This is a genomic window from Neolewinella agarilytica (assembly GCF_900110645.1).
In the GTDB taxonomy this organism is placed as follows: Bacteria; Bacteroidota; Bacteroidia; order Chitinophagales; family Saprospiraceae; genus Neolewinella; species Neolewinella agarilytica.
Map to the genome: position 1 here is coordinate 108,553 of NZ_FOFB01000017.1, position 20,631 is coordinate 129,183.

19 protein-coding genes are annotated in these 20,631 nt (G+C 51.6%); all 19 read left to right on the top strand.

Annotated features, from left to right (window positions below; genetic code table 11):
• Positions 1-192 precede the first annotated feature (192 nt).
• The 19 genes from BM123_RS15460 (at position 193) to BM123_RS15545 (ending at position 20,454) form a co-directional block, all read left to right on the top strand.
• The gene (locus BM123_RS15460; RefSeq protein ID WP_090170127.1) at positions 193-789 is read left to right on the top strand and encodes a hypothetical protein; all 597 of its coding nucleotides are present in this window, start codon (positions 193-195) and stop codon (positions 787-789) included.
• A 49-nt stretch (positions 790-838) separates the two neighbouring features.
• Entirely contained in the window at positions 839-2,332 is a 1,494-nt protein-coding gene (locus tag BM123_RS15465) for an ArnT family glycosyltransferase (protein WP_090170129.1), read from the top strand.
• 280 nt (positions 2,333-2,612) lie between these two features.
• Positions 2,613-4,229 carry a Na(+)-translocating NADH-quinone reductase subunit A gene (locus tag BM123_RS15470; protein WP_090170130.1) on the top strand — a complete coding sequence of 539 codons (1,617 nt, stop codon included), beginning with the start codon at positions 2,613-2,615 and terminating at the stop codon, positions 4,227-4,229.
• Positions 4,230-4,283: 54 nt separating this feature from the next.
• On the top strand, positions 4,284-5,684 hold the full coding sequence (nqrB, locus tag BM123_RS15475; protein ID WP_090170132.1) for an NADH:ubiquinone reductase (Na(+)-transporting) subunit B: 1,401 nt from the start codon (positions 4,284-4,286) through the stop codon (positions 5,682-5,684).
• Between the two features lie 174 nt (positions 5,685-5,858).
• Positions 5,859-6,602 (top strand): NADH:ubiquinone reductase (Na(+)-transporting) subunit C, encoded by a 744-nt coding sequence (gene nqrC, locus BM123_RS15480; protein WP_090170134.1) that lies wholly within the window; start codon positions 5,859-5,861, stop codon positions 6,600-6,602.
• 49 nt (positions 6,603-6,651) lie between these two features.
• A complete protein-coding gene (locus tag BM123_RS15485) occupies positions 6,652-7,380 on the top strand; it encodes an NADH:ubiquinone reductase (Na(+)-transporting) subunit D (RefSeq protein WP_090170135.1) in 729 nt (242 codons plus the stop codon).
• Positions 7,381-7,487: 107 nt separating this feature from the next.
• On the top strand, positions 7,488-8,096 hold the full coding sequence (gene nqrE, locus BM123_RS15490; protein ID WP_090170137.1) for an NADH:ubiquinone reductase (Na(+)-transporting) subunit E: 609 nt from the start codon (positions 7,488-7,490) through the stop codon (positions 8,094-8,096).
• Between the two features lie 110 nt (positions 8,097-8,206).
• Entirely contained in the window at positions 8,207-9,511 is a 1,305-nt protein-coding gene (gene nqrF / locus BM123_RS15495; RefSeq protein ID WP_090170140.1) for an NADH:ubiquinone reductase (Na(+)-transporting) subunit F, read from the top strand.
• A 411-nt stretch (positions 9,512-9,922) separates the two neighbouring features.
• Positions 9,923-11,011, top strand: a complete 1,089-nt coding sequence (corA, locus tag BM123_RS15500; protein WP_090170143.1) for a magnesium/cobalt transporter CorA — start codon at positions 9,923-9,925, stop codon at positions 11,009-11,011.
• A 94-nt stretch (positions 11,012-11,105) separates the two neighbouring features.
• Positions 11,106-12,050 (top strand): hypothetical protein, encoded by a 945-nt coding sequence (locus BM123_RS15505; RefSeq protein ID WP_090170145.1) that lies wholly within the window; start codon positions 11,106-11,108, stop codon positions 12,048-12,050.
• 139 nt (positions 12,051-12,189) lie between these two features.
• Positions 12,190-13,146: an acetyl-CoA carboxylase carboxyltransferase subunit alpha gene (locus BM123_RS15510; RefSeq protein WP_090170147.1), complete on the top strand. Its 957-nt coding sequence runs from the start codon at positions 12,190-12,192 to the stop codon at positions 13,144-13,146.
• Between the two features lie 3 nt (positions 13,147-13,149).
• Positions 13,150-13,710, top strand: a complete 561-nt coding sequence (locus tag BM123_RS15515; RefSeq protein ID WP_090170149.1) for a DUF6913 domain-containing protein — start codon at positions 13,150-13,152, stop codon at positions 13,708-13,710.
• Entirely contained in the window at positions 13,691-14,596 is a 906-nt protein-coding gene (gene dapA, locus BM123_RS15520) for a 4-hydroxy-tetrahydrodipicolinate synthase (RefSeq protein WP_090170151.1), read from the top strand. Before BM123_RS15515 ends, dapA begins: the two co-directional genes overlap by 20 nt.
• 50 nt (positions 14,597-14,646) lie before the next feature.
• On the top strand, positions 14,647-14,832 hold the full coding sequence (locus tag BM123_RS15525) for a hypothetical protein (protein WP_090170153.1): 186 nt from the start codon (positions 14,647-14,649) through the stop codon (positions 14,830-14,832).
• A 3-nt stretch (positions 14,833-14,835) separates the two neighbouring features.
• The gene (locus BM123_RS15530; protein ID WP_090170155.1) at positions 14,836-15,519 is read left to right on the top strand and encodes an RluA family pseudouridine synthase; all 684 of its coding nucleotides are present in this window, start codon (positions 14,836-14,838) and stop codon (positions 15,517-15,519) included.
• 91 nt (positions 15,520-15,610) lie between these two features.
• Entirely contained in the window at positions 15,611-15,784 is a 174-nt protein-coding gene (locus tag BM123_RS24280) for a hypothetical protein (RefSeq protein ID WP_175489416.1), read from the top strand.
• The gene (locus BM123_RS15535; protein ID WP_090170157.1) at positions 15,784-17,361 is read left to right on the top strand and encodes a hypothetical protein; all 1,578 of its coding nucleotides are present in this window, start codon (positions 15,784-15,786) and stop codon (positions 17,359-17,361) included. The genes BM123_RS24280 and BM123_RS15535 overlap by 1 nt, the downstream gene beginning before the upstream one ends.
• Positions 17,362-17,569: 208 nt before the next feature.
• The gene (locus BM123_RS15540; RefSeq protein ID WP_090170159.1) at positions 17,570-17,932 is read left to right on the top strand and encodes a BlaI/MecI/CopY family transcriptional regulator; all 363 of its coding nucleotides are present in this window, start codon (positions 17,570-17,572) and stop codon (positions 17,930-17,932) included.
• A complete protein-coding gene (locus BM123_RS15545) occupies positions 17,929-20,454 on the top strand; it encodes a M56 family metallopeptidase (RefSeq protein WP_090170162.1) in 2,526 nt (841 codons plus the stop codon). The genes BM123_RS15540 and BM123_RS15545 overlap by 4 nt, the downstream gene beginning before the upstream one ends.
• Positions 20,455-20,631: the final 177 nt, after the last annotated feature.

Genomic DNA, 20,631 nt, shown 5'->3' on the forward strand with positions numbered 1-20,631 from the left:
CGCATTTGATTGGCGGCAATGTACGGCAGGTATATATTACCTCCAACGCCTTCAACATGCGGAGCCTGCAAGACTACAAGACGATCAGACTACAAGACTAATAAATACCTTTACTTACAACTTACGTACTTTAGCCCGCGTTGTAACCCGAAGTTACATATTTGCCACCCTAAACGAAGATCCAGTTACGTTTTGACTTCCGCCGAATTACATGACCTGCTTCAACCGGAAAATCCGCTGGAAGCCAGCTTTCTGGAAGACGCGGAATTTCGCCGCGGGCTCGTCTGGGGAGTACCCCGATACGGTCATCCTGAAGGAACTATCTGGGCGCACATCATTGAGGTAAATGAGAATATAGACCGCTTACCCATTGATGAAGAGACCCGGGCTACCTTACGCATTATCTGCTGGGTACACGATACTTTCAAACACATTGAGGATAAGAGTTCTCCGCGAGACTGGACAAAGCACCACGGCGTGTATGCCCGTAACTTTCTTGCGCGGTATCTGGATGATGAGCTCTTGCTCAACGTTGTTGAACTACACGACGAAGCCTACTATTGCTGGCGCCTGGAGCATCTCTACAATCGCCTGGGCGAAGGAGAAGCACGATTGCAGGAATTGCGGGAAAAAGTTGGTGAATACTGGCAACTGTATTATCTCTTTTTCAAGTGCGATACAAGCACTGGGGATAAAAATCCGGCACCACTTGTCTGGTTTGAAGAAACCATGCCGGATATCGAGGTTATGCACTTCGTGGAAGATCCGGGAGTTTTGACCCGGCAATAGCCCTCTTTAGCTATTCACCTTTGCTGTTTGGGTATATCTTTGCCCGTACATGCGTCTTTCGCCACTCATTTTGCTGTTTACGTTCGCCTATCTGGCGTTTGTGCTTTTCGCTCACCTGGATGATCACCAGCTGGAGATTTATGATGAAGCCCGTCGTAGCGTCAACGCGATAGAAATGGCTAAGGGGGAGAGTCACTTTCTGGTTCCTACTTATGCTGGAGAAGCGGACCATTGGGGCACGAAACCCCCAATTCTGGTCTGGTGCCAGGCCTTTTGGGTGAAGGTGTTAGGGCCGGGAGAACTTCCCATCCGTCTTCCTTCGGTGATTGCCACCTTAGTGCTTTGTGGCCTGTTTGCCTGGTGGGCGCGTAAAGACTGGGGCAGCCCGCTGGTGGGGGCGCTGGCCAGCCTGGTGTTGGTAAGCAATTGGCACTTTATGGGGAACCATGGTGCTCGTTCCGGTGATTTTGACGCACTGCTCATCCTTTTTCAGATGGCTCAGATTATCTGTTTCTATCGATGGGTGGACAGCGGTAAGACCAAGTGGCTCTGGCTGGCCGGCCTGGCGGTAGCGCTGGCCGGTTGGACGAAAGGCGTGGCCGGCGGGTTTGTGCTCCCTGGCATCGGCCTATGGCTGTTGCTCTTTGCTGAGGGGCGCAGGAGATTGCTCGACCCTAAGCTGTATGGGATCATCGGCCTTGGTATTGCTGTTGCGGTAAGCTATTATTTCCTGCGGGAAAATGTGGACCCCGGCTACCTGCAGCTGGTGGCCGATAACGAACTGGGCGGGCGATTCAACGAAGCCACCGAAGGACACCAGCACCCCTGGTATTTTTACCTCAGCAGCCTGATTAAAGATCCGGCCGGGGGCATTTTTTTTAGTCTTGTTTTGCCGGCAGCAGTGTTTAGCTGGTATCAGCCTGACCTGCGCAAACCCGCCATGCTTTGTCTGTTGGCGGGCTTGGGAGCACTGGCCATTGTCTCCACTTCGGCCACTAAACTTTACTGGTATCAAAGCCCGGCACTACCGCCTCTGGCGATGCTGACCGGGAGCTTCTTATACCGTCTGGCAAAAATACTGGCCGGCAATACGCCCGGGCAAGCGGGCAAATGGACAGGCATCGCGTTACTGGCGGGCCTCTTCGCTTATCCCATGAGTCAAATTGTGGAGCGGGTGCTCCATCCACGCGAATACGTTGAAACCCGTTACAGTAAAGTTCCCTTCCGCGACTTCATGCGATTGGAAGAGCAGGTACAACCACCTTATACTGTTGCAACGAAGAATTATAACCCTAACGCCCGGTTTTATGTGGAACGTGCCCGCCATGCAGGTCATGAAGTAGATATTAAACAAGTCGGTACGATCAACCCTCCCGTAGTAGTAAGCCAACGACCTCCTGCCACTTTTTTTGTGAATGAGCGCGTAGTGATCTGTCACACCGAAACCTGGAAATACCTTTTCGATCGATTTATTCTTAAAGAAGAGTTCCGGAACGGACCCTGTAAACTGGTAAAGCTAACGGGAGAGAGGGTACGGGAATAGGCGAAGGAATCTTCAGGTTGCTGGAAGCTCTTACTCAGAAAAGTTTAAACGGGTTCACTATGGACCTGCGGTCCCGCGGCAAAGAAAGCTCATAGTTTCTTTATTTACATTTGATCTAAATAACATTGCTTAATCAACAAGCAAAGAGTATACTGGCTTAGAAGCCTGTGATGTCGTAACTTTGCGGCAAAGTTGAAAAATATTGTGGGCGCACGGTATTTTTCGGCACCTATTTCTGCCAGATTTGGCTACTCATTCTTGATTTAACGCCGCCACGCGTATGAGATCTACCAAGCGACTTGCCAGCTACCTTTTTTTGATGCTGTTGGTCAACCTCACATTTCAATCCCAGGCTTCTGCTAACGGAGGGAATCTCCTTTTCTACGGTCTTGCTGCCGTAGCGCTTCTCATCTTCTTTTTTATTGTGATCAGTGTCGCCGATAACTTCATGGTTATCGAGTCGAACGAATCTGGTATTAACGGTGATAAGGTGAACATGGGTCTTTACCCTAAACTGAGTGAGCTGTTTAGCAAAAGCAAACCCGCATATCTGGAAAACGAGCACGTATACACCCTGAACAAAGGGTATGACATTCCGCTCGAAGGCGCCGCCTCATCATCAGTAGACACGAACACAGTTGCTACCCGCTTTGCGGCTATGCCACCGGATTTTATCGGCCTGATGCCCATTCCGGCACTTGAAGTTGCTGTTGGTGATTCGGTGAAAGCCGGAGACATTGTCTTTTATGACAAAAAGAAAAGCCGCATCAAGTTTGCTGCTCCCGTAAGTGGAGAAGTGATTGAAATAAACCGTGGCTTGAAGCGGTCCATTGCCAACATCGTGATTCTGGCAGATAAAGATCAGGTAAGTCGTTCCTATGACCTACCCGCTGCGGATGCAAGCCGGGAAGACCTGGTGGAGTTTCTGCTCACGAGCGGTGTTTGGCCCGGCATTCGCCAGCGCCCTTACAACGTAGTGGCTGATCCTGAGGTAACGCCTCGCGATATTTTCATTTCTACTTTCAGCACAGCCCCACTGGCGGCGGATTCGAAACTGGCCATCGCTGGCCGTGAAGATGTTTTCCAGGCAGGTGTGGATACGCTTCGTCGTTTGACGGACGGCTTCGTTTACCTCGGCCTGGATGGCAGAGAAGACAGCACTACTCCTTATGCCGGGATCACCGGTGCGGAGAAGCGTTACTTCCGGGGAGCTCACCCTGCAGGTAATGTGGGGGTACAGATGCACCACATCCACCCGGTTGGCAACGGAGAGAATACGGTATGGACCCTGGACGTCAACACCGTCCTCCTGCTCGGAGAAGTCATGAAGAACGGTCGCTACAACAGCGAGCGGGTGGTGGCTTTGGCCGGTGCACCGCTGGATGCGCCCCGGCACGTGAAGACTTACGCTGGTGCGAATCTCGGAGAACTACTGAAAGGAAACACGCTGGAGAACGTCCGGGTCATCAGCGGAGACGTACTGACCGGTGATGCTGTAGGAACCGACGGCTATCTTGGTTTTTTCAAAAACCAGGTGACCGTACTGGAAGAAGGTAACGAAGCCGAGATCTTCGGCTGGTTACTACCACTGAAGCCACGGGCTTCCGTTTCGGCTACCATCCCGACTCTCGGTGACTTTGCGGCTACGACGAATACCCACGGTGAAAAGCGGGCCTTCGTGGTTAACAATGTTTACGAGCAGGTAATGCCGATGGATATTTATACCCAGCAGCTGATGAAGGCCATCTTAGTCAATGACTTTGAGGCTATGGAAGGGCTTGGTATCTACGAACTGGTAGAAGAAGACGTTGCTCTTGCAGAATTCGCTTGTGTGTCTAAGCAGCCACTGCAGAACATTCTGCGCGAGGGCTTGACCACTATGATGGAGCAGGGATAAATTAAGAAAAAAATCGCCGGTAGCTACTGCTACTGGCTCAGCTAGAATAGCAATATGAAAGCATTACACGATTTCGTCAAAAAGTTTGAGCCGGCAAAAGAGAATAAAATTGCCCACACGACTTTCGACGCTTTCTACACCTTCCTCTTCCAGCCGGATACGGTGACGGTTGACGGAACGCACATTAAGGACGGTATGGACCTCAAGCGCCTGATGGTGCACGTGGTACTGGCCCTCCAGTTGCTGTATGTATTCGGAACCTGGAACATCGGTCATCAGCACTTCACCGCCATTGGTGAACACACTGGTTTGCTTGAAGGATTCCACCTTAAGATTATTTACGGTCTGATTCAGATCCTCCCGATATTCATCGTCACTCACGTTGTGGGGCTGGGGATCGAGTTTATATATGCCGCCAATAAGGGGCATTCGGTAGAAGAGGGCTTCCTGGTTTCCGGGGCACTGATTCCGCTCATTATGCCACCGGATATTCCGTTGACGTGGCTGGCCGTTTCCATCATTTTCGCCGTCATCCTGGGTAAGGAAGCCTTTGGTGGTACGGGGATGAACATCTGGAACGTCGCACTCCTGGCGCGGGTATTCATCTTCTTCGCTTACCCGACGACGATCTCCGGTGATGAGGTATGGGTTTCCGGCATCGAAAAGATTGATCTCGATGGCGTTCCTGCCTTTGCATCCGCTAACTACAACTGGGCACACGGTCTGTTTGACTGGATCTTCAACGGCCTGGGCCTGTCTACCTTCGGTGAAGGAGGTATGCTGGTAGCTGACGGCTGGACGGGCGCGACGCCCCTCGGCCTGGCGGCTAAAGGTGGCTGGGAAAGTGTAGCAAATTACTATACGGAGAGTCAGATTTTCTGGGGAACGATTCCTGGTTCTATCGGGGAGTCCAGCGTACCGCTGATCGTGATCGGCATGATCTTCCTGATCGTGACCAAGATTGCCGACTACCGCGTCATTTTTGGTGGCCTGATTGGCTTCATGGTGGCAGCCTTAATGATGAACGCTATCGCTCCGGCAGAACTGACGGCGGATACACCCGGTGTTTTCAAGTTCATGGCCATCCACCCGCTGCGGCAGATGATGATGGGCAGCTTCCTGTTCGCCATCACCTTTATGGCTACGGACCCGGTATCGAGTGCTGACACCCCGACGGGTAAATGGATTTATGGTTTCCTGATTGCCTTCCTGGGCCTCATCATTCGCGTGATGAACCCGGCTTACCCCGAAGGTTGGATGCTCTCTATCCTGCTGATGAACACTTTCGCGCCACTGATCGACCACTACGTCTACCAGGCTAACATGAACCGTCGTGCCAAGCGTACCTCGGAGATGGCCAAGCAGCGCGACGAGCTGATTACCAAGCGGGGTGAGATTCAAATCCTTAACGGTGATTCTGACCTGAAGCCAGTAGGAACCACTAACACCTATTAACGAAATTGACTGCGAGGCGACAGGGGAAAACCTTATTGCCAGACGTTATATACGGGCGCTACACGCAGGTGCCGAAGAAGGGTTGAAATAGCAAGGGGGAAAAGTCTTTCCTTGCTTCCCGAAAACTTCCATTGCACCTGCGGCGAGCGCCCAGATAACCAAAAAGTAGAAACCATGAGTACTAAATATATCTACGGATTTGCTTTCGCCATGACGATTCTGGTAGCCGCACTGCTGGCTGGCTCGAAGGTGGTGCTGGAGCCGATTGCGATGAAGAATGAAGATATCTTCAATAAGCGTCAGATTCTGGAAGCTATTTCCACCCCGCTGGCTGCGGCCGGCCAGGAACTTTCTTCCCTCAGCGACGATCAGGTACTGGAAATTTTCGAGAAGCAGGTTGACCAAACGGTTGTCTCTGCCGACGGTGAGCCAGTTGATGGCATGATGGCCATTGAGGTCGACATGGCCAAGGAGCGTAAAAAGCCAGAGGCTGAACGTATGTACCCGGTTTACGAGATCAACTTCGACGGGAAATCCTACTACGTCTTCAGTGTGCGTGGTACCGGTCTTTGGGACGCCATCTGGGGTAACATCGCCCTTGAAGGAGATATGAATACCGTTGCTGGTGTAAGCTTTGACCACGCCGGAGAAACACCTGGTCTTGGTGCAGAAATCAAGGATAATGCCGCATGGAAAGCTCAGTTTGTGGGCAAGAAAATCTACAATGATGAAGGCAAATTTGTCTCTGTAACCGCCCGTAAGGGAGGTGCCATTGATAAGGAGCACGAAGTAGACGGACTTAGCGGAGCAACCGTTACTGCTGACGGCGTAACCGATATGCTGTATGAAGGCCTTAAATCTTACGAGCCTTACATGGAAGACGCTGAAACAGCGACGACCAGCATGAAACTAAACTAAAAAAATACCGACGGAGATTTTCTTCTCTGGCGTATAAATACCATATCTAATGGCAACTACCACAGAAACAAAAATCGTTGAAAAAGAACCCTGGTTCAGCAAGAAAGAACGGGTACTGATGACGGATCCGCTGCTGGATAACAACCCGATTACCATTCAGGTACTGGGCGTTTGTTCTGCACTGGCCGTAACCTCACTTGTTTACCCTTCGGTGGTGATGTCCATCGCGGTAGTATTTGTTTGTGCTTTTGCCAACCTGTTTACTTCTCTGCTGCGGAACATGATCCCGAAAGCTGTGCGTCTGATCGTTCAGCTGGTCATCATCGCTACGCTGGTAACGCTGGTAAACGAAGCACTGAAGGCGATCAACTATCCGATCTACAAGCAGCTATCCGTTTACATCGGTCTTATTATTACGAACTGTATCGTGATGGGCCGTCTGGAAGCTTTTGCCATGGCGAACAAGCCCTGGCGCTCTTTCCTGGACGGTATCGGAAACGGTGCCGGTTACGGGTTGATCCTGATTGTTGTCGGCTTTTTCCGGGAGCTGTTTGGCAAAGGAACCCTCCTTGCGGGTAGCCCCGTCCCGATGTTCATCATCGGCTCCGGTGATGATTACTGGATTGACACCACGACCCCCGGACAGTGGGGCAATACCTTCTTCGGCTGGTATGCTAACAACAACCTGATGGTTATGTCCGTAGCGGCAATGTTCATCATTGCTGTTCTGATCTGGTGGCAGCGTAGCCGTAACCCCAAACTTGTTGACATTAGCTAGTATGGTAGTTATTGTAGTAATGTAGTAATGTAGTGCCCGTCACTCCTGCTGCAGTTGCTACAAGGAACTACATTACTACAACACTACATTACTATAATACTATCCCCATGGGTGATTTCGTAAATATTTTCATCAAGTCGGCCTTCATTGAGAACATGATTCTGGCTTACTTCCTCGGTATGTGTTCCTTCCTGGCGGTGTCCAAGTCATTACAGACTGCTTTTGGTCTGGGGCTTGCTGTCATCTTCGTACTGGGTATTACGATGCCGATCAACTGGCTCATCAACGAGTTTCTGCTGGTGAACTTCGAGGTGGAGTTTCTCCGCTTCATTGTCTTCATTGCCGTAATTGCCTCTATGGTGCAGTTGGTGGAAATGGTGGTGGAGAAGTTCAGCCCGGGCCTGTATGCCGCACTGGGTATCTTCCTGCCGCTCATCACGGTTAACTGTGCCATCCTTGGTGGTAGCCTCTTCATGGTTACCCGTGAGTATACTCTGGGCGAATCAGTTGCCTTCGGCCTTGGTGGCGGATTCGGCTGGTTCCTGGCCATCATTGCCATTGCGGCAATCCGGGAGCGCATTCGCTACAGTGCTGTTCCTCCCGCGCTTCGCGGACTGGGCATGGCCTTCCTGCTAACGGGACTGATGGGACTCGCCTTCCTCTCCCTGTCGGGTATCGATCCGGCGGTATTTGGTGGTTATACCCCAAGCAAGTAAACACCCTGATGTTTCGGTTTTTTGGGTGTCTGACAACAGATTCCTGAAAAATGACATAAAACGATAAACCGCCGGCCCAGAAACCGGCTTACTATAAAAAACAGACTAAGATGCTAACTATTCTTGCAGCTATTGGAGTCTTTACGGTTGTTGTTATCAGCTTGATAACGATGCTGTTGGCCGCACGTAAGCGCCTCGTCCCTCAGGGCGAAGTAAAGATCATCGTCAATGGCGATTCTGACAATCCGTTGTTGGTACAGCCCGGTAGCTCTCTGCTGACGGTACTGTCCGACAAAAACATTTTCCTTCCTTCCGCTTGTGGTGGTGGTGGAACTTGCGCGATGTGTGAGTGTCACATCCCCGTTGGTGGTGGAGATGTACTCCCTACGGAGCTTAACCACCTTACCCGCAGAGAGGCTGCAGAGCATAAGCGTCTGGCTTGTCAGGTAAAGGTGCGCCAGGATATGGAGATTCAGATTCCGGAAGAAATCTTCGGTATCAAAAAGTGGGAGTGTACCGTTAAGTCCAATTATAACGTGGCCTCTTTCATTAAGGAGTTCGTTGTGGAGCTTCCCGAAGGTGACACGATGGACTTCGAATCTGGTGGTTATATCCAGATTGACGTGCCAAAGGTTACTGTTGAGTACAAAGACATGGACATTACCGCTCACCCCGAGCACCACGGTGATGACCCCAACAAATTCCAGAGCGAGTGGGATAAGTTTAAACTGTGGGACCTGAAGATGGTCAACGAGGAAGAACAGTTCCGTGCTTACTCTATGGCTAACCACCCGGCAGAAGGTAATATCATCATGCTCAACATCCGGATTGCAACTCCGCCGTTTGACCGTGCGAAGAACGGGTGGATGGACGTTAACCCCGGAGTTTGTTCCAGCTACGTTTTCGATCAGAAGCCTGGAGATAAGGTAACGATTTCAGGTCCTTATGGTGAATTCTTCATCAAGCCGACGCAAAAAGAGATGGTTTACATCGGTGGTGGTGCTGGTATGGCTCCGCTGCGGAGTCACCTCTTCCACCTCTTCCATACGCTGAAAACAACTGACCGCAAGGTGTCATTCTGGTACGGTGGTCGTACGCGTCGCGAGCTTTTCTACATCGAGCAATTCCGCGAAATCGAGAAAGAGTTTCCGAACTTTAAGTTCTATGTCGCTCTGGATAACCCGCTGCCCGAAGACAACTGGCAAATCAAAGAAGATATCGACTCCCCCGGTGACGGCTTTAAGGGTTACATCATGCCAGTCGTGATGGAGCAATACCTGAACAAGCACCCCGAGCCAGAAGAGATTGAGTACTACTTCTGTGGTCCTCCCATGATGAACCAGACCGTCATTCAGGGACTGGATGAACTTGGCGTTCCCGAAGAGAACATCGCTTTTGATGACTTTGGTGGATAATGACCAGAAACACAAGCAGAAAAGCCCCGGTAACTTTAGTTGCCGGGGCTTTTTACGTTAATGCGAAAGGGGAAGGACAGGCTTGAGATGTTCCTACCGGAGAACAGAGTGATTCGGAAGAAACAGAATCCTTCCTTCATACAATCTTTACTGTGGAAAATGGCGCTTTTGAATGTCTGATGAGCTTGCGTCAGCCTATGCCGGAATCAGGCTTTGTAAGGTTTGCATCACGAGAGGCGCCGTTAATAAACACTCCTCCTTCACAATTCTATTGGCCCAGCCGGCAGCCGGCCCGCAGCTATAGCGTAGGCCGTCCACCAGCTGGTTAAATAAGTTAAGCGACCATTTATTTCTCTAGCTATACATACCTCCTTAAGCCAACTTTTTCCAGTTTAGGTATATTGGCTTTTAATGAGACTCACCCGACTAATTCAATCCGCCACCAGCAACATCCCGAAAGTTCGTAGAATCGTTGGTGCGCCACCGGGAACAATGGTGTACACCGGTGAACGAGTGATGGACGAAGTGCACGTTCACCTGACCCACTACAATGCCGGTACTTTTGAAACGTCTACTACACTGGACGCCATACCATCAGAGAGTGTAGGGGAAGGGACAGTTGCCTGGTACGATATGCGGGGGCTGCACAATACGGAGCTGGTGGAAAGCCTGGGCTCTAAATATGGAATGCATCCCCTGGCGCTGGAAGATGTGGTAGATATTCAGCAACGGCCTAAAATGGAAGGCTATGACGAGGGGGTGCTGTTACAATTGAAGGCCTTCTCTTACTTCCGGGATAAAAGAGAGCTTCACGTAGAGCAGGTATCTGTTTACCTGGCCAAGAACACTGTAATTACCTTTCAGGAAGATGGAGGAGACCTTTTTGCCTCCGTTCGGAAACGCTTGAAAAACGCCAGTGGGCGAATTAGGAGCCGGCCGGCGGATTACCTGGCTTATGCATTGGTGGACAATATCATCGATAACTATTTTGTCGCCCTGGACCAGATAGAAGAAAGTCTGGATGAGCTGGAAGCCAGCATTATGCAGGAGCCCAAAATGGAAACGAAGGCATTGATCCATAATCTCAAGCTGGCGCTGCTTACAATGAGAAAGAGTTCCAGCCCGCTGCGGGAAATGATCGGTCGCTTTGGTGACAGTGAGCACCAACTGATTGGTGAAGACACGCAGTTATTCGTCAGAGACTTAAAGGACCACGTGATTCAGGTCACGGACCTGGTGGAAACCTACCGGGACGTAACCAACGGGCTCTATGATTTATACGTGAGCGAGATCAGTTTCCGGATGAATAGTGTGATGCAAACGCTTACCATCGTGTCGACCATTTTTATCCCACTTAGCTTCTTAGCAGGAGTTTACGGGATGAACTTTGAGTACATTCCGGAGCTGAGGCAACCCAACGGCTACTTCATGCTTTGGGGAGTAATGTTGACCATTATCGGGTTGATGTTGTGGTGGTTCCGCAGGAAGAGATGGTTATAGGAGATGGGATTAGAAAGGCCCTTAACGGTATTTGATGCCCGGAACTGCGATCAAATGCCGCTACTTTGCGTTATTGTGGAGAAAACCAAGCAGAATGAATAAGAAAACACTGACCGCCATAGCCATCATCCTCGGATTACTGTTCCTCGGATCTCTCTTTTGGGGTATAAGCCGTAATAATGCTGCCGGAGAATTGCAGGTGGAAAACGAGACTATTAGTGCTGAAGCAACGCAGCTTGCCTTATTAAGGGATAAGCTTCAGATGGAGGTAGATAGTATTGGCGTCGCTTTTGAAACAGCTGCTGCTGACAACGAAGAACTCCGCGGGCAGCTAACGGAAGCTCAGGAACAAGCCAAGCGTGCGCTGTACAGCATGCGGCAGGCGCAGAAGTCTCGTAAGAACGATAATGACGTAGCTTATCAAATGCGACTTCAGATCGAGGATTTGATCAATACCCGCGCAACTTTAGAACGCAACCTGGCAGAATTGGAGACGGAGAATGCAGAGTTACGTAAGACCAACGTTGTTCTTCGTCAGGATTTAAGCACTGCCAAGTCAGCAGCCTACGAAATGGAGAAAAAGGCGACTAACCTGGAAACCATGACGAAAAGCATGGAAGCTGAAATTGAAAAAATGACGCTGGGCGCTTTTAAAGCTTCAGCTTTCCAGGTAGATCTCTTCCGTGGAAACAAAGGGACAAAGCTCACTTCCAACGCCAGCCGGGTAAAGCGCATTAATGTCAGCTTTGACCTCACGAATGTGCCTGATGAATATCTGGGCGTCAGACCTATCTACTTCGTGTTGACGGATCAGTCCGGCACTCCCGTTACTTCAGAAAACCCAGTAATGGCTAAGGCGATTGTCAATGGTGCGCCGATGAACCTCATTGCTCTGGAAGGACGCGATGTAAACGTGGAAAAAAACCAACGGCTTAGTTTTACCCATGAGCTGGACGTAAAGCTAGATGCAGGTTTCTACCGTGCGCAAATTTTTACGGACCTTGGGCTGCTGGGAGCAGCTAACGTACAACTGCGGTAGTTGCAGGTTTCAAGTTGCAAGTTTCAAGTTTCAGGTTGCAGGTTTGGACGGGAACCTGCCACTTGAAACCTGCAACCTGTACAACTTGCCTCATAAACGTTACCTTTGCCCCGCTTTACTCAAAAACCGAATCAAGCCCATGGTATTTCTCGAGTTTGAACGCCCGCTGGAAAAGCTCTATGAGCAATTGGAGAAAGTCCGCCAGGTGGAAGAAGACGGAGTCGTAGATATGAAGGAGACGATCCAGGAACTGGAGAATCGAATTCGTCAGACACGCAAAGAGATTTACAGCGACCTGAACGGTTGGCAGCGTGTACAACTCTCCCGTCATCCGGAAAGACCTTATTCCCTTTTCTACATCCAGCAGATGTGCCGCAAATTCGTGGAACTTCACGGGGACCGGTATTACGGAGACGATAAAGCGGTAGTTGGTGGAATTGGTAACCTGGATGGCCAGACCGTAGTCATTCTTGGCCACCAGAAAGGTGTTAGTACCAAAATGCGTCAGTACCGAAACTTCGGGATGGCTAATCCGGAAGGATATCGGAAAGCCCTGCGACTAATGAAGATGGCGGAACGATTCGGCTTCCCCGTGATAACGCTGATTGATACGCCGGGTGCTTACCCTGGCATCGAAGCAGAGGAGCGGGGTCAGGCGGAAGCCATCGCCCGCAACCTGTTTGAAATGGCTCAGCTTCGGGTGCCTATCGTCTGTGCAGTCATCGGAGAGGGGGCAAGTGGTGGTGCCATCGGCATTGGCCTGGGCGATCACGTTATGATGCTTGAAAACACCTGGTATTCGGTCATTAGTCCGGAAAGTTGCTCCAGTATCCTCTGGCGTAGTTGGGACTATAAAGAACAGGCCGCAGAAGCACTGAAACTTACCGCCGAGGATATGCTCGGATTTGGAATCATTGACGAGATCGTGAAGGAACCTCAGGGAGGCGCCCACGGTGCGCCGGAAGAGATGGCAAAGTCTTTGAAAAAACAACTAAAAAAAGCCATCGCTGCTCTTCAGGAGAAAGATGTGGATACTATGATCGAAGAGCGCATCGAGAAGTACGCGGCCATTGGCCACGTGGCTAACAGGGATTAATCCATGGGGCTGCTCAGCGACATAAAGGACAAGCTCTTCCGCCGTAAACTGCAAGAAGAGAGGGCCCGTTCTTCCCGTAGAAGTATGGGAAGCCAACAACCGATAAATACGGACAATGCACGCTGTATTCTTATCCTCTTTCCAGCAGATTCCTCAACAGATCGTAAGGTGGTTGATAAATGGGTGGACGCCCATCGAAAGCAAGGGCAGAAAATTAAAATAGCCGGATTTTTCAGTCAGGACGTAGGAGAAACCAACTTTGGCTTCCCGGTTATTTCCCCCAGAAACCTTAACTGGTACGGAATACCCAAAGAAGACTCGTTAGTGGAGATTAAACGAATCGACTGCGACTTAATCTTACGCCTGGGCCCCGTCATCCACAAAGAATTAGACTACCTGGCAACGATTCAGCAGGCAGGTTTGAAAGTAGGCCCCTTTAAGCAGGACCTAGAGGACACTCCCTATCATTTACAATTTGACGCCGGTCGTGCAGAATCTATTCGGGACCAGTTAACCGCCATCGAGCAAATATTCAGCTTTACGAATGCACACAGCACTACCTAAATTCAGCGGGACGGGCGTTGCCCTTGTTACCCCTTTCAAAGCGGACTACTCTGTTGACTATCCTTCCCTGGGGCAGATCATTGACTACGTAATTGATGGAGGAGTTGACTACATCGTTTGCCTCGGCACTACGGGGGAGGCCATTACGCTCAGCTCAAAAGAATGTCGGGAGATACTGGACTTTACTATCCGTCAGGTAGACGGACGGGTAGATATCGTCGCTGGATTTTTCGGAGGCAACTACACCGAACGGCTGGAGGAAAGAATAAAGGGTTTCAACTTCGACGGGGTAGCGGGAATTATGTCCAGCAGTCCTGCTTACAGTAAACCTCCGCAGGAAGGCATCTACCAGCACTTTATGCGGGTGGCGGATGCCAGCCCGCTGCCGGTCATCATTTATAATGTACCCGGCAGGACAAGCAGCAACGTCCTTCCGGAAACCATTCTCCGCCTTTCAGAAAATTCGCAAAACTTCGCAGCGGTTAAGGAGGCCAGCGGAAATCTGGAGCAGTCCATTGCCATCCTCAAGCATTGCCATAAAGATTTTGGTGTGCTCTCCGGTGATGACCCTCTGACCACCGCCGTGATCGCCATGGGCGGCCACGGAGGCATCAGCGTTATTGCTAACGCACTACCGGCTCACTTCAGTCAGATGGTAAAGTCCGCACTTAATAACGACTTCGCCACCGCCCGTCGCTTCAATTACGATCTGTTGGACATTCACCCGCTACTCTACGTAGAAGGGAACCCGGTAGGCATCAAAGCCGCCGTGTCTATGCTCGGTCTCTGTGAAAACCATCTGAGAGTGCCGTTGGTCCCTCTGACGGAGCCGCGGCGGGAGCGATTACGGAAGTTAATGAGCCTGGTGCCGGATTTCCGGGTGTAGAATATCCAAATCTATACATTTGCCTGATCCTTGATCCGTACCTTTGCCCTATGGATCTCATCATCACCATCGCCTTAGTCTATCTGGCTTATCGGGGATACCAATGGTATTCCGCTATGCAAGCACAGGTAAACCAGGGCCCACCTCCCCCTCCCAGAGTGGACGATGACACCGTAGAGATTTCCGATCAACCGGACAACGATACGGATTATATCGATTACGAAGAATTACCCTGAATTATGGCGGATACTCCCCGATTTAAAGGTCGCATCAGTGACTGGATTTTGCATAAAGACAACCAGCTGATCGCTTTTAACAAGCCTGCAGGCCTGGCCGTACAGCCCGATAAAACGGGAGACCCCAGCTTACTCGGGCTGGGAGCCGCTTACATCCGGCATGACCTTTACCTGATTCATCGCCTGGACCGCCCGGTCTCCGGCATCGTCTTACTGGGGCAAAAACCTTCGGCCCAGACGGCGCTGACGCGCCAGCTTAAAGCCGGAACGGTCGATAAGCACTACCTGGCCATCGTGGCGAACCGCCCGGAAGAAGACGAGGCTACGCTCGTCCATCACCTCCGCAACGGAAAAGGGAATCGCTCCGTTATTGAAGAAAACCCGGCCCCCGGCAACAAAGCCGCAGAGTTACACTACAAGGTGCTGGGCTCCAGCGACCGGTACCACCTGTTGGCTGTTCAGTTGAAGACGGGCCGCAAGCATCAAATCAGGGCGCAACTTGCCGCCATCGGCTGTCCGCTTCGTGGAGATGCTAAGTATGGCTTTAAGCGATCCAACGAAGATGGACATATCGACCTGCACAGCCACCGCATTGCTTACAACCATCCCATTACGGGAGAGCGAATGGAACATACTGCTCCCTTGCCGGAAGGGGCGGTATGGGAAGCTTTCGCTGAGATGGTGTAAACGGAGAATGTTCCCTCAAAGCCGTTTGGTCGTTGTGCTGTAGCCTTTCTATTACCATACAACTGCCAACCTACATTACTATCTTCGTCTTATGCCAAAACAGTCTACCCGCCATAGCTATAAGAGCCGTCGTGAGCGCAATACCGAAACCGGTAAGAAGGCTCGTCTGATTCTGATCTTCGCGGCCATCATCACCGTGTTGATGATTCTGCGCAACTGGCGGGAGCATTACGCCTGGCTGAAAACCTACTTTTACGACTTCTGATGCCCGCTGGTCCGTCCCCGAAATATTGGTTAGTTCTGGCACTTTTACTGGGCCTTGCACTGCGCGTTCCCGGCTGGTTTACGCAAGATCATAAGGCGAACTGGCAAACCTTTGAGCCCGATGAAGGCCAGCACGTGCACATCGCCACCACTCGTTTCAACGACCTTTATGAGGGAGAAAAAGTAGGGAGTTATTCTGACGCCCCGTGGAATGTTCGGGGCTACGGGCACCTAATGGCTTACACGGCTTATGGTTGGTATAAAGTGAGTGGACAAGTGCCTTCCTTCGCTGGTTTCATTCTGTTGGGCCGGCAGCTGTCCACTGTTTTTGCCATCTTGCTCATCATTGTCGTGTACAAACTCGGACGGGTCAGTGGTCTCGATCCGCCGGCCGCTGCCATAGCGGCTTTACTGATGGCCGCTTGCGACGTCAATGCTACCTACAGCCATTACTGTCTGCCGGCCAGCGGATATATTCTGTGGGGTTACCTCGCGCTGTTGGGGGGCTTCCAGCTATTGCGATTGCCAACAATTAGCGGTCTGATCTGGCTCGCCCTCGGGGTGGCGGGAGCGCTTTCCTTTAAGTTTGATGTCTTACCATTAGGATGGGGAGGTCTACTATTATTATTTCTCGCTCTGCAAAAGCGAATTCCCGTGTATTTCATCGCCCTGGCACTGGGCCTGTTGGCCGTGTTTGTCGCTGCTTTTGTGTACGGCTGGGCGTGGGACAGCATAGCGTCAACCTTTCAGACACTTAGCGAATTGAACCGTAACGGCGTTCCGGTGGATGATCATTTCCGGGACAACCTGATCGTTTATCCGGCCGGCGTGCTGGCGGGAGTTGGCCTGCCGGTATTTGCCCTCGCGGTGTACGCACTAAGCCGGGCATTCAGAATGTTTGGGCGCGAGTCCGCAGGTGCAAAGGAGGTTAACGGGCAGGGCTTTACCCGGCTGGCAATACTCTACGCCGCCGGCTGGCTCTTGAGCGAATTTCTGGTGCGATGGTCAGTGGATACTGCTTTCATTCGCCGGGTAAATGTATTTATGCCAGCGGTTTGTCTGCTGGCGGCTTATGGCCTGAGCCAGCTGCGGCAGCGCCGGCCCTGGCTACCGGCGGCGGTGGTAACCTATACGTTCTTGTTCGCCCTCATTGGGCAGAGCAACCACTGGTTTGATACCCGCTATGAGATGCGGGAGTGGATCGCCACGGAGCTTCCGGCAGAGGCGACCATCGCTGCGTCCAACTACGTCGGCCATAAAGGCCTCCGTAAAACCTGGTACTTTATGGATGTCGACTGGGACTACGCCATTCTCCACGAGTCCTATTTCCGCCGCTACGCCAAAAGCATGACTACGCCCTTTGGCTGGCCAGATTGCGAAACGGAGGTTTACAACCCCGGCCCCGAGGGCCAGTGCGCACAAATGCAGGCCCTGCTGAAAGGGACCAAGCCGGATGCGCGCCTGCTCAAAGCCTTCCGCCCACTCGAGCTATTCCCCGAGCGTTGGGCCTACCGGCAGTTCTTCGGCTATTACGAGACCTTCCTGGGGGAGACGCTGGTGTTTGAGCGAGCAAGGTGATTTGGTAGACGGTAGGCTGTAGACGGTAGAGCGGTAGACGGTAGAGCGGCAAGCAGTAGATATGCTCTACAGTCTACCGTCTACCGTCTACCCTCCACTGCACCCGCGCTCCGGCGCCCTGCCAACTTATGCTCAAATGTTAAATACTAATCCATTAGTTGCAATACTAATCCATTAGTACTACCTTTGTACTAATCAATTAGTAGTTATGCAGAAGTTAGCCAAGCGCGAAGCCCAGATTATGCAAGCCCTCTGGAAGCTGGAACGGGGGTTCGTGAAAGACATCATCGAACTTTTACCGGACCCCAAGCCCCATTATAATTCCGTCTCCACGATGGTGAAGTTGCTCAAGGACAAAGGCTTTGTCGGCTTCGAAAAGCAGGGAAACGCCTATTGCTTTTTCCCCATCGTAAGCAAAGAAGAGTACCAAAGCAAAGCCGTTGGTGATGTGGTGGAAGGTTTTTTTGACGGCTCTCCGCTCAAGCTGGTCAACTTCTTCGCTAAGGAGCAAAAGCTCAGTGAGGCCGACGTGGAACGTCTGCTGAAAATGATCAAAAACCAGAAGAAATGAATTACCTCCTCCACGCGGGCTTGCTGTTAGCGGCCTGTTTCCTCTACTACTGGTTGTTGCTGCGCAGCGAAACGCATTTCCGGCTTAACCGTTGGGTATTGCTGGCTTGTCTGGCGGGTTCCCTGACCTTACCGCTCATCACTGTGCCGGCGGCCTGGTCGTTGAAAGAAGCCCTGGTGCTGAAAGTGGAGGAGACTCCTGAGCCATCAGCCTCCGTTACGGAGACGATGATTACACCAGAACCCGCCATTACCTCACCCGGGACATCGAGGGTTGAGGCAGAGCCCTCATCCGTTGAACCGGCAACGGCTTCGGCCTCTGAGCAGGTGGCTCCGGCAGCACCGCCCATCGACTGGCTGAAAATTCTCCGTTGGGTTTACCTCGCGGGTGTACTGGTGTTTGGCCTCAACTTTCTGCTGCAACTCGGGCAGCTACTCCTCCGGATGATCCGCTACCCGGGCCATGATCTGGGCGGTTTCCGCCTGGTGGAGATGCACGAAGATGACGCTCCTTATTCCTTCTGGAACCGCATCTTCCTGAACCCCGACCGCTACGATCCCGATACTTTTCACCAGATCGTGCAGCACGAACAAATTCACGTTGGCCAAAAGCACAGTATTGATCTGTTGCTGGCTGAGCTGGTGGTGATCGTTCAGTGGTTTAACCCCTTTGCCTGGCTTTACCGATCTGCAATTGAGCACAACCTGGAGTTTTTGACGGACGCAGAGATGCTCCGCATCGGCAATGACCCCGAAAGCTACCAGTTGAGTCTGGTAAAAGTCGCGGTGCCCAATTTTCCGAATGGCCTGGTGGCCAGCTATAACCAAAACTTTCTCGAAAAGCGTATTACCATGATGAAATCCAAAAAATCCTCCGCCCGTTCCGGCTGGAAGTACCTCACTATTCTTCCCTTGCTTTTCTTCTCGATGTTGCAGTTTAACGCCGTGGCGCAGTCTCCGGTAGCACCCGTTGCTCCGGTTCCTCCCGCTCCGGTACCTGCTACGATGGTAACATCGCCCGTGCCTCCACCACCGCCGGCGGCACCTTTGGCGGAGATGGATGCCTCGGGTTTGGCCCTTCCTGCACCTGCACATTCGGCAGGCACAGTGACCACGGCAGCGCCCGTATCTCCGCCCGCTCCGGTAGCCGCTCCTGCCCCCGTTCCCGTTCCGAGCCCGGTATTGAATGCTGGCCCGGCCGCTAAAATTGCTATGCCCCAAGGCATGGAAAACAGCCTGAACAGCTGGACTGCTCTGATTGAGGGAGAGGATATCTGTTTCAACTTCATGTCTCGCAGTAATGCCTACAACAATAACTATCAGTGGAACAGCTCGCGCTGTTTTGATCTGGCCGAGCTGGGCAACCTTCCCCGCAACGCCATGGGCGTTTTTACCATCAGGCGCTCTTCTGGAACGATGACCTTAAAGGGTATTTTTGAGGAAAACGACGGGGTTGGAAATTTCAGCTTTGAAGAAAATCCTGCCTTCGTAGAGATGCTGAAAAAGGAAGGTTTCGGCAGCTATAAAGAACGGGAACTGCTGCTGTTCTTTATGGCGGACATGAGCGAAGAATACGTTCGCTACATCAAGTCCCTCGGCTATGATCCAGGCCATGAAGATTTGCTGAAGCTTGCCATCTTTTACGAAGATCAGGGGGAGTTTGCTGAACGACTGGCTTCTCTGAAAAGGTTAGGTTACGGGCAGCCAGGGTTTGATAAGATGATCGAACTGGAGATTCACGGGGTGAGTGAAGGTCTGGCTAAGGCGCTGGCCGGGGCAGGCTTCAAAGACCTGAGCCTGCAGGAGTTGATTGAGGCGAAGATTCATGGCATCAGCCCTCAATACATTGACCGTATGGCCAAGGCGGGCTTCACCAACTTATCCTTCGATCAAATGAAGAATATGGCCATTCATGGCGTTAACCCGGCCTACGTGGATGAGCTGAAGGCGCTCGGCTATGGTGGCCTTTCTGCCAGCGAGATCGTGAACGCAAAAATCCACGGCGTAACGGTGTCGGGTATCGCTGATCTGAAGCAGGCGGGTTTTACCAATCTGAGTCTGGAAGAAGCGAAGAATTTGCGCATCCATGGGGTCGATGCTGAATTCGTAAGTATGCTGGCCGAATTCGGTTTTGCCAACCTGAGTCCACAGGAGGCCACCAATGCCAAAATTCACGGCTTGAGCCGTAGTCGATTAACGGCGCTAAAGCGCGCCGGCCTGGATATGAGCGATCTGGATGAAGTGAAGAGCGCCATGATCCATGGGGTAAGCCCTGACCTGGTGTCTGGTTTTCGAAACATGGGTTACACTGATCTTACGTTGCAGGAGTTCGTTAATGCCCGGATTCATGGGGTAAGCCCGGAGTACGCAGCTTCCTTCCGGGAAGTCGGCTTCAAGGATATTCCCATGAAAACCCTGGTTAATCTTCGGATTCATGGTGTCACCGCTGACTTCATCAAGGCCCGCCGTGATAAGGGGGAAACCCTCCGGGACTTTATCAACCTGAAAATCCATGGGCGTTAAGAGCGTGTCTAAAACTGGCTTTTGCGCAGGTAGCCCAAAGTGTTAAATTCAGACACGCTCTAAGCCAGTAAAAATTTGTTGAGTAATTTGAGAACGGTCCGGGAGGTGATTCCGGGCCGTTCTTTTTTATAAGTGGTAGCGTGGCTGTTTTAGGGCTTGGCAGGGCCTGCAGGTGCA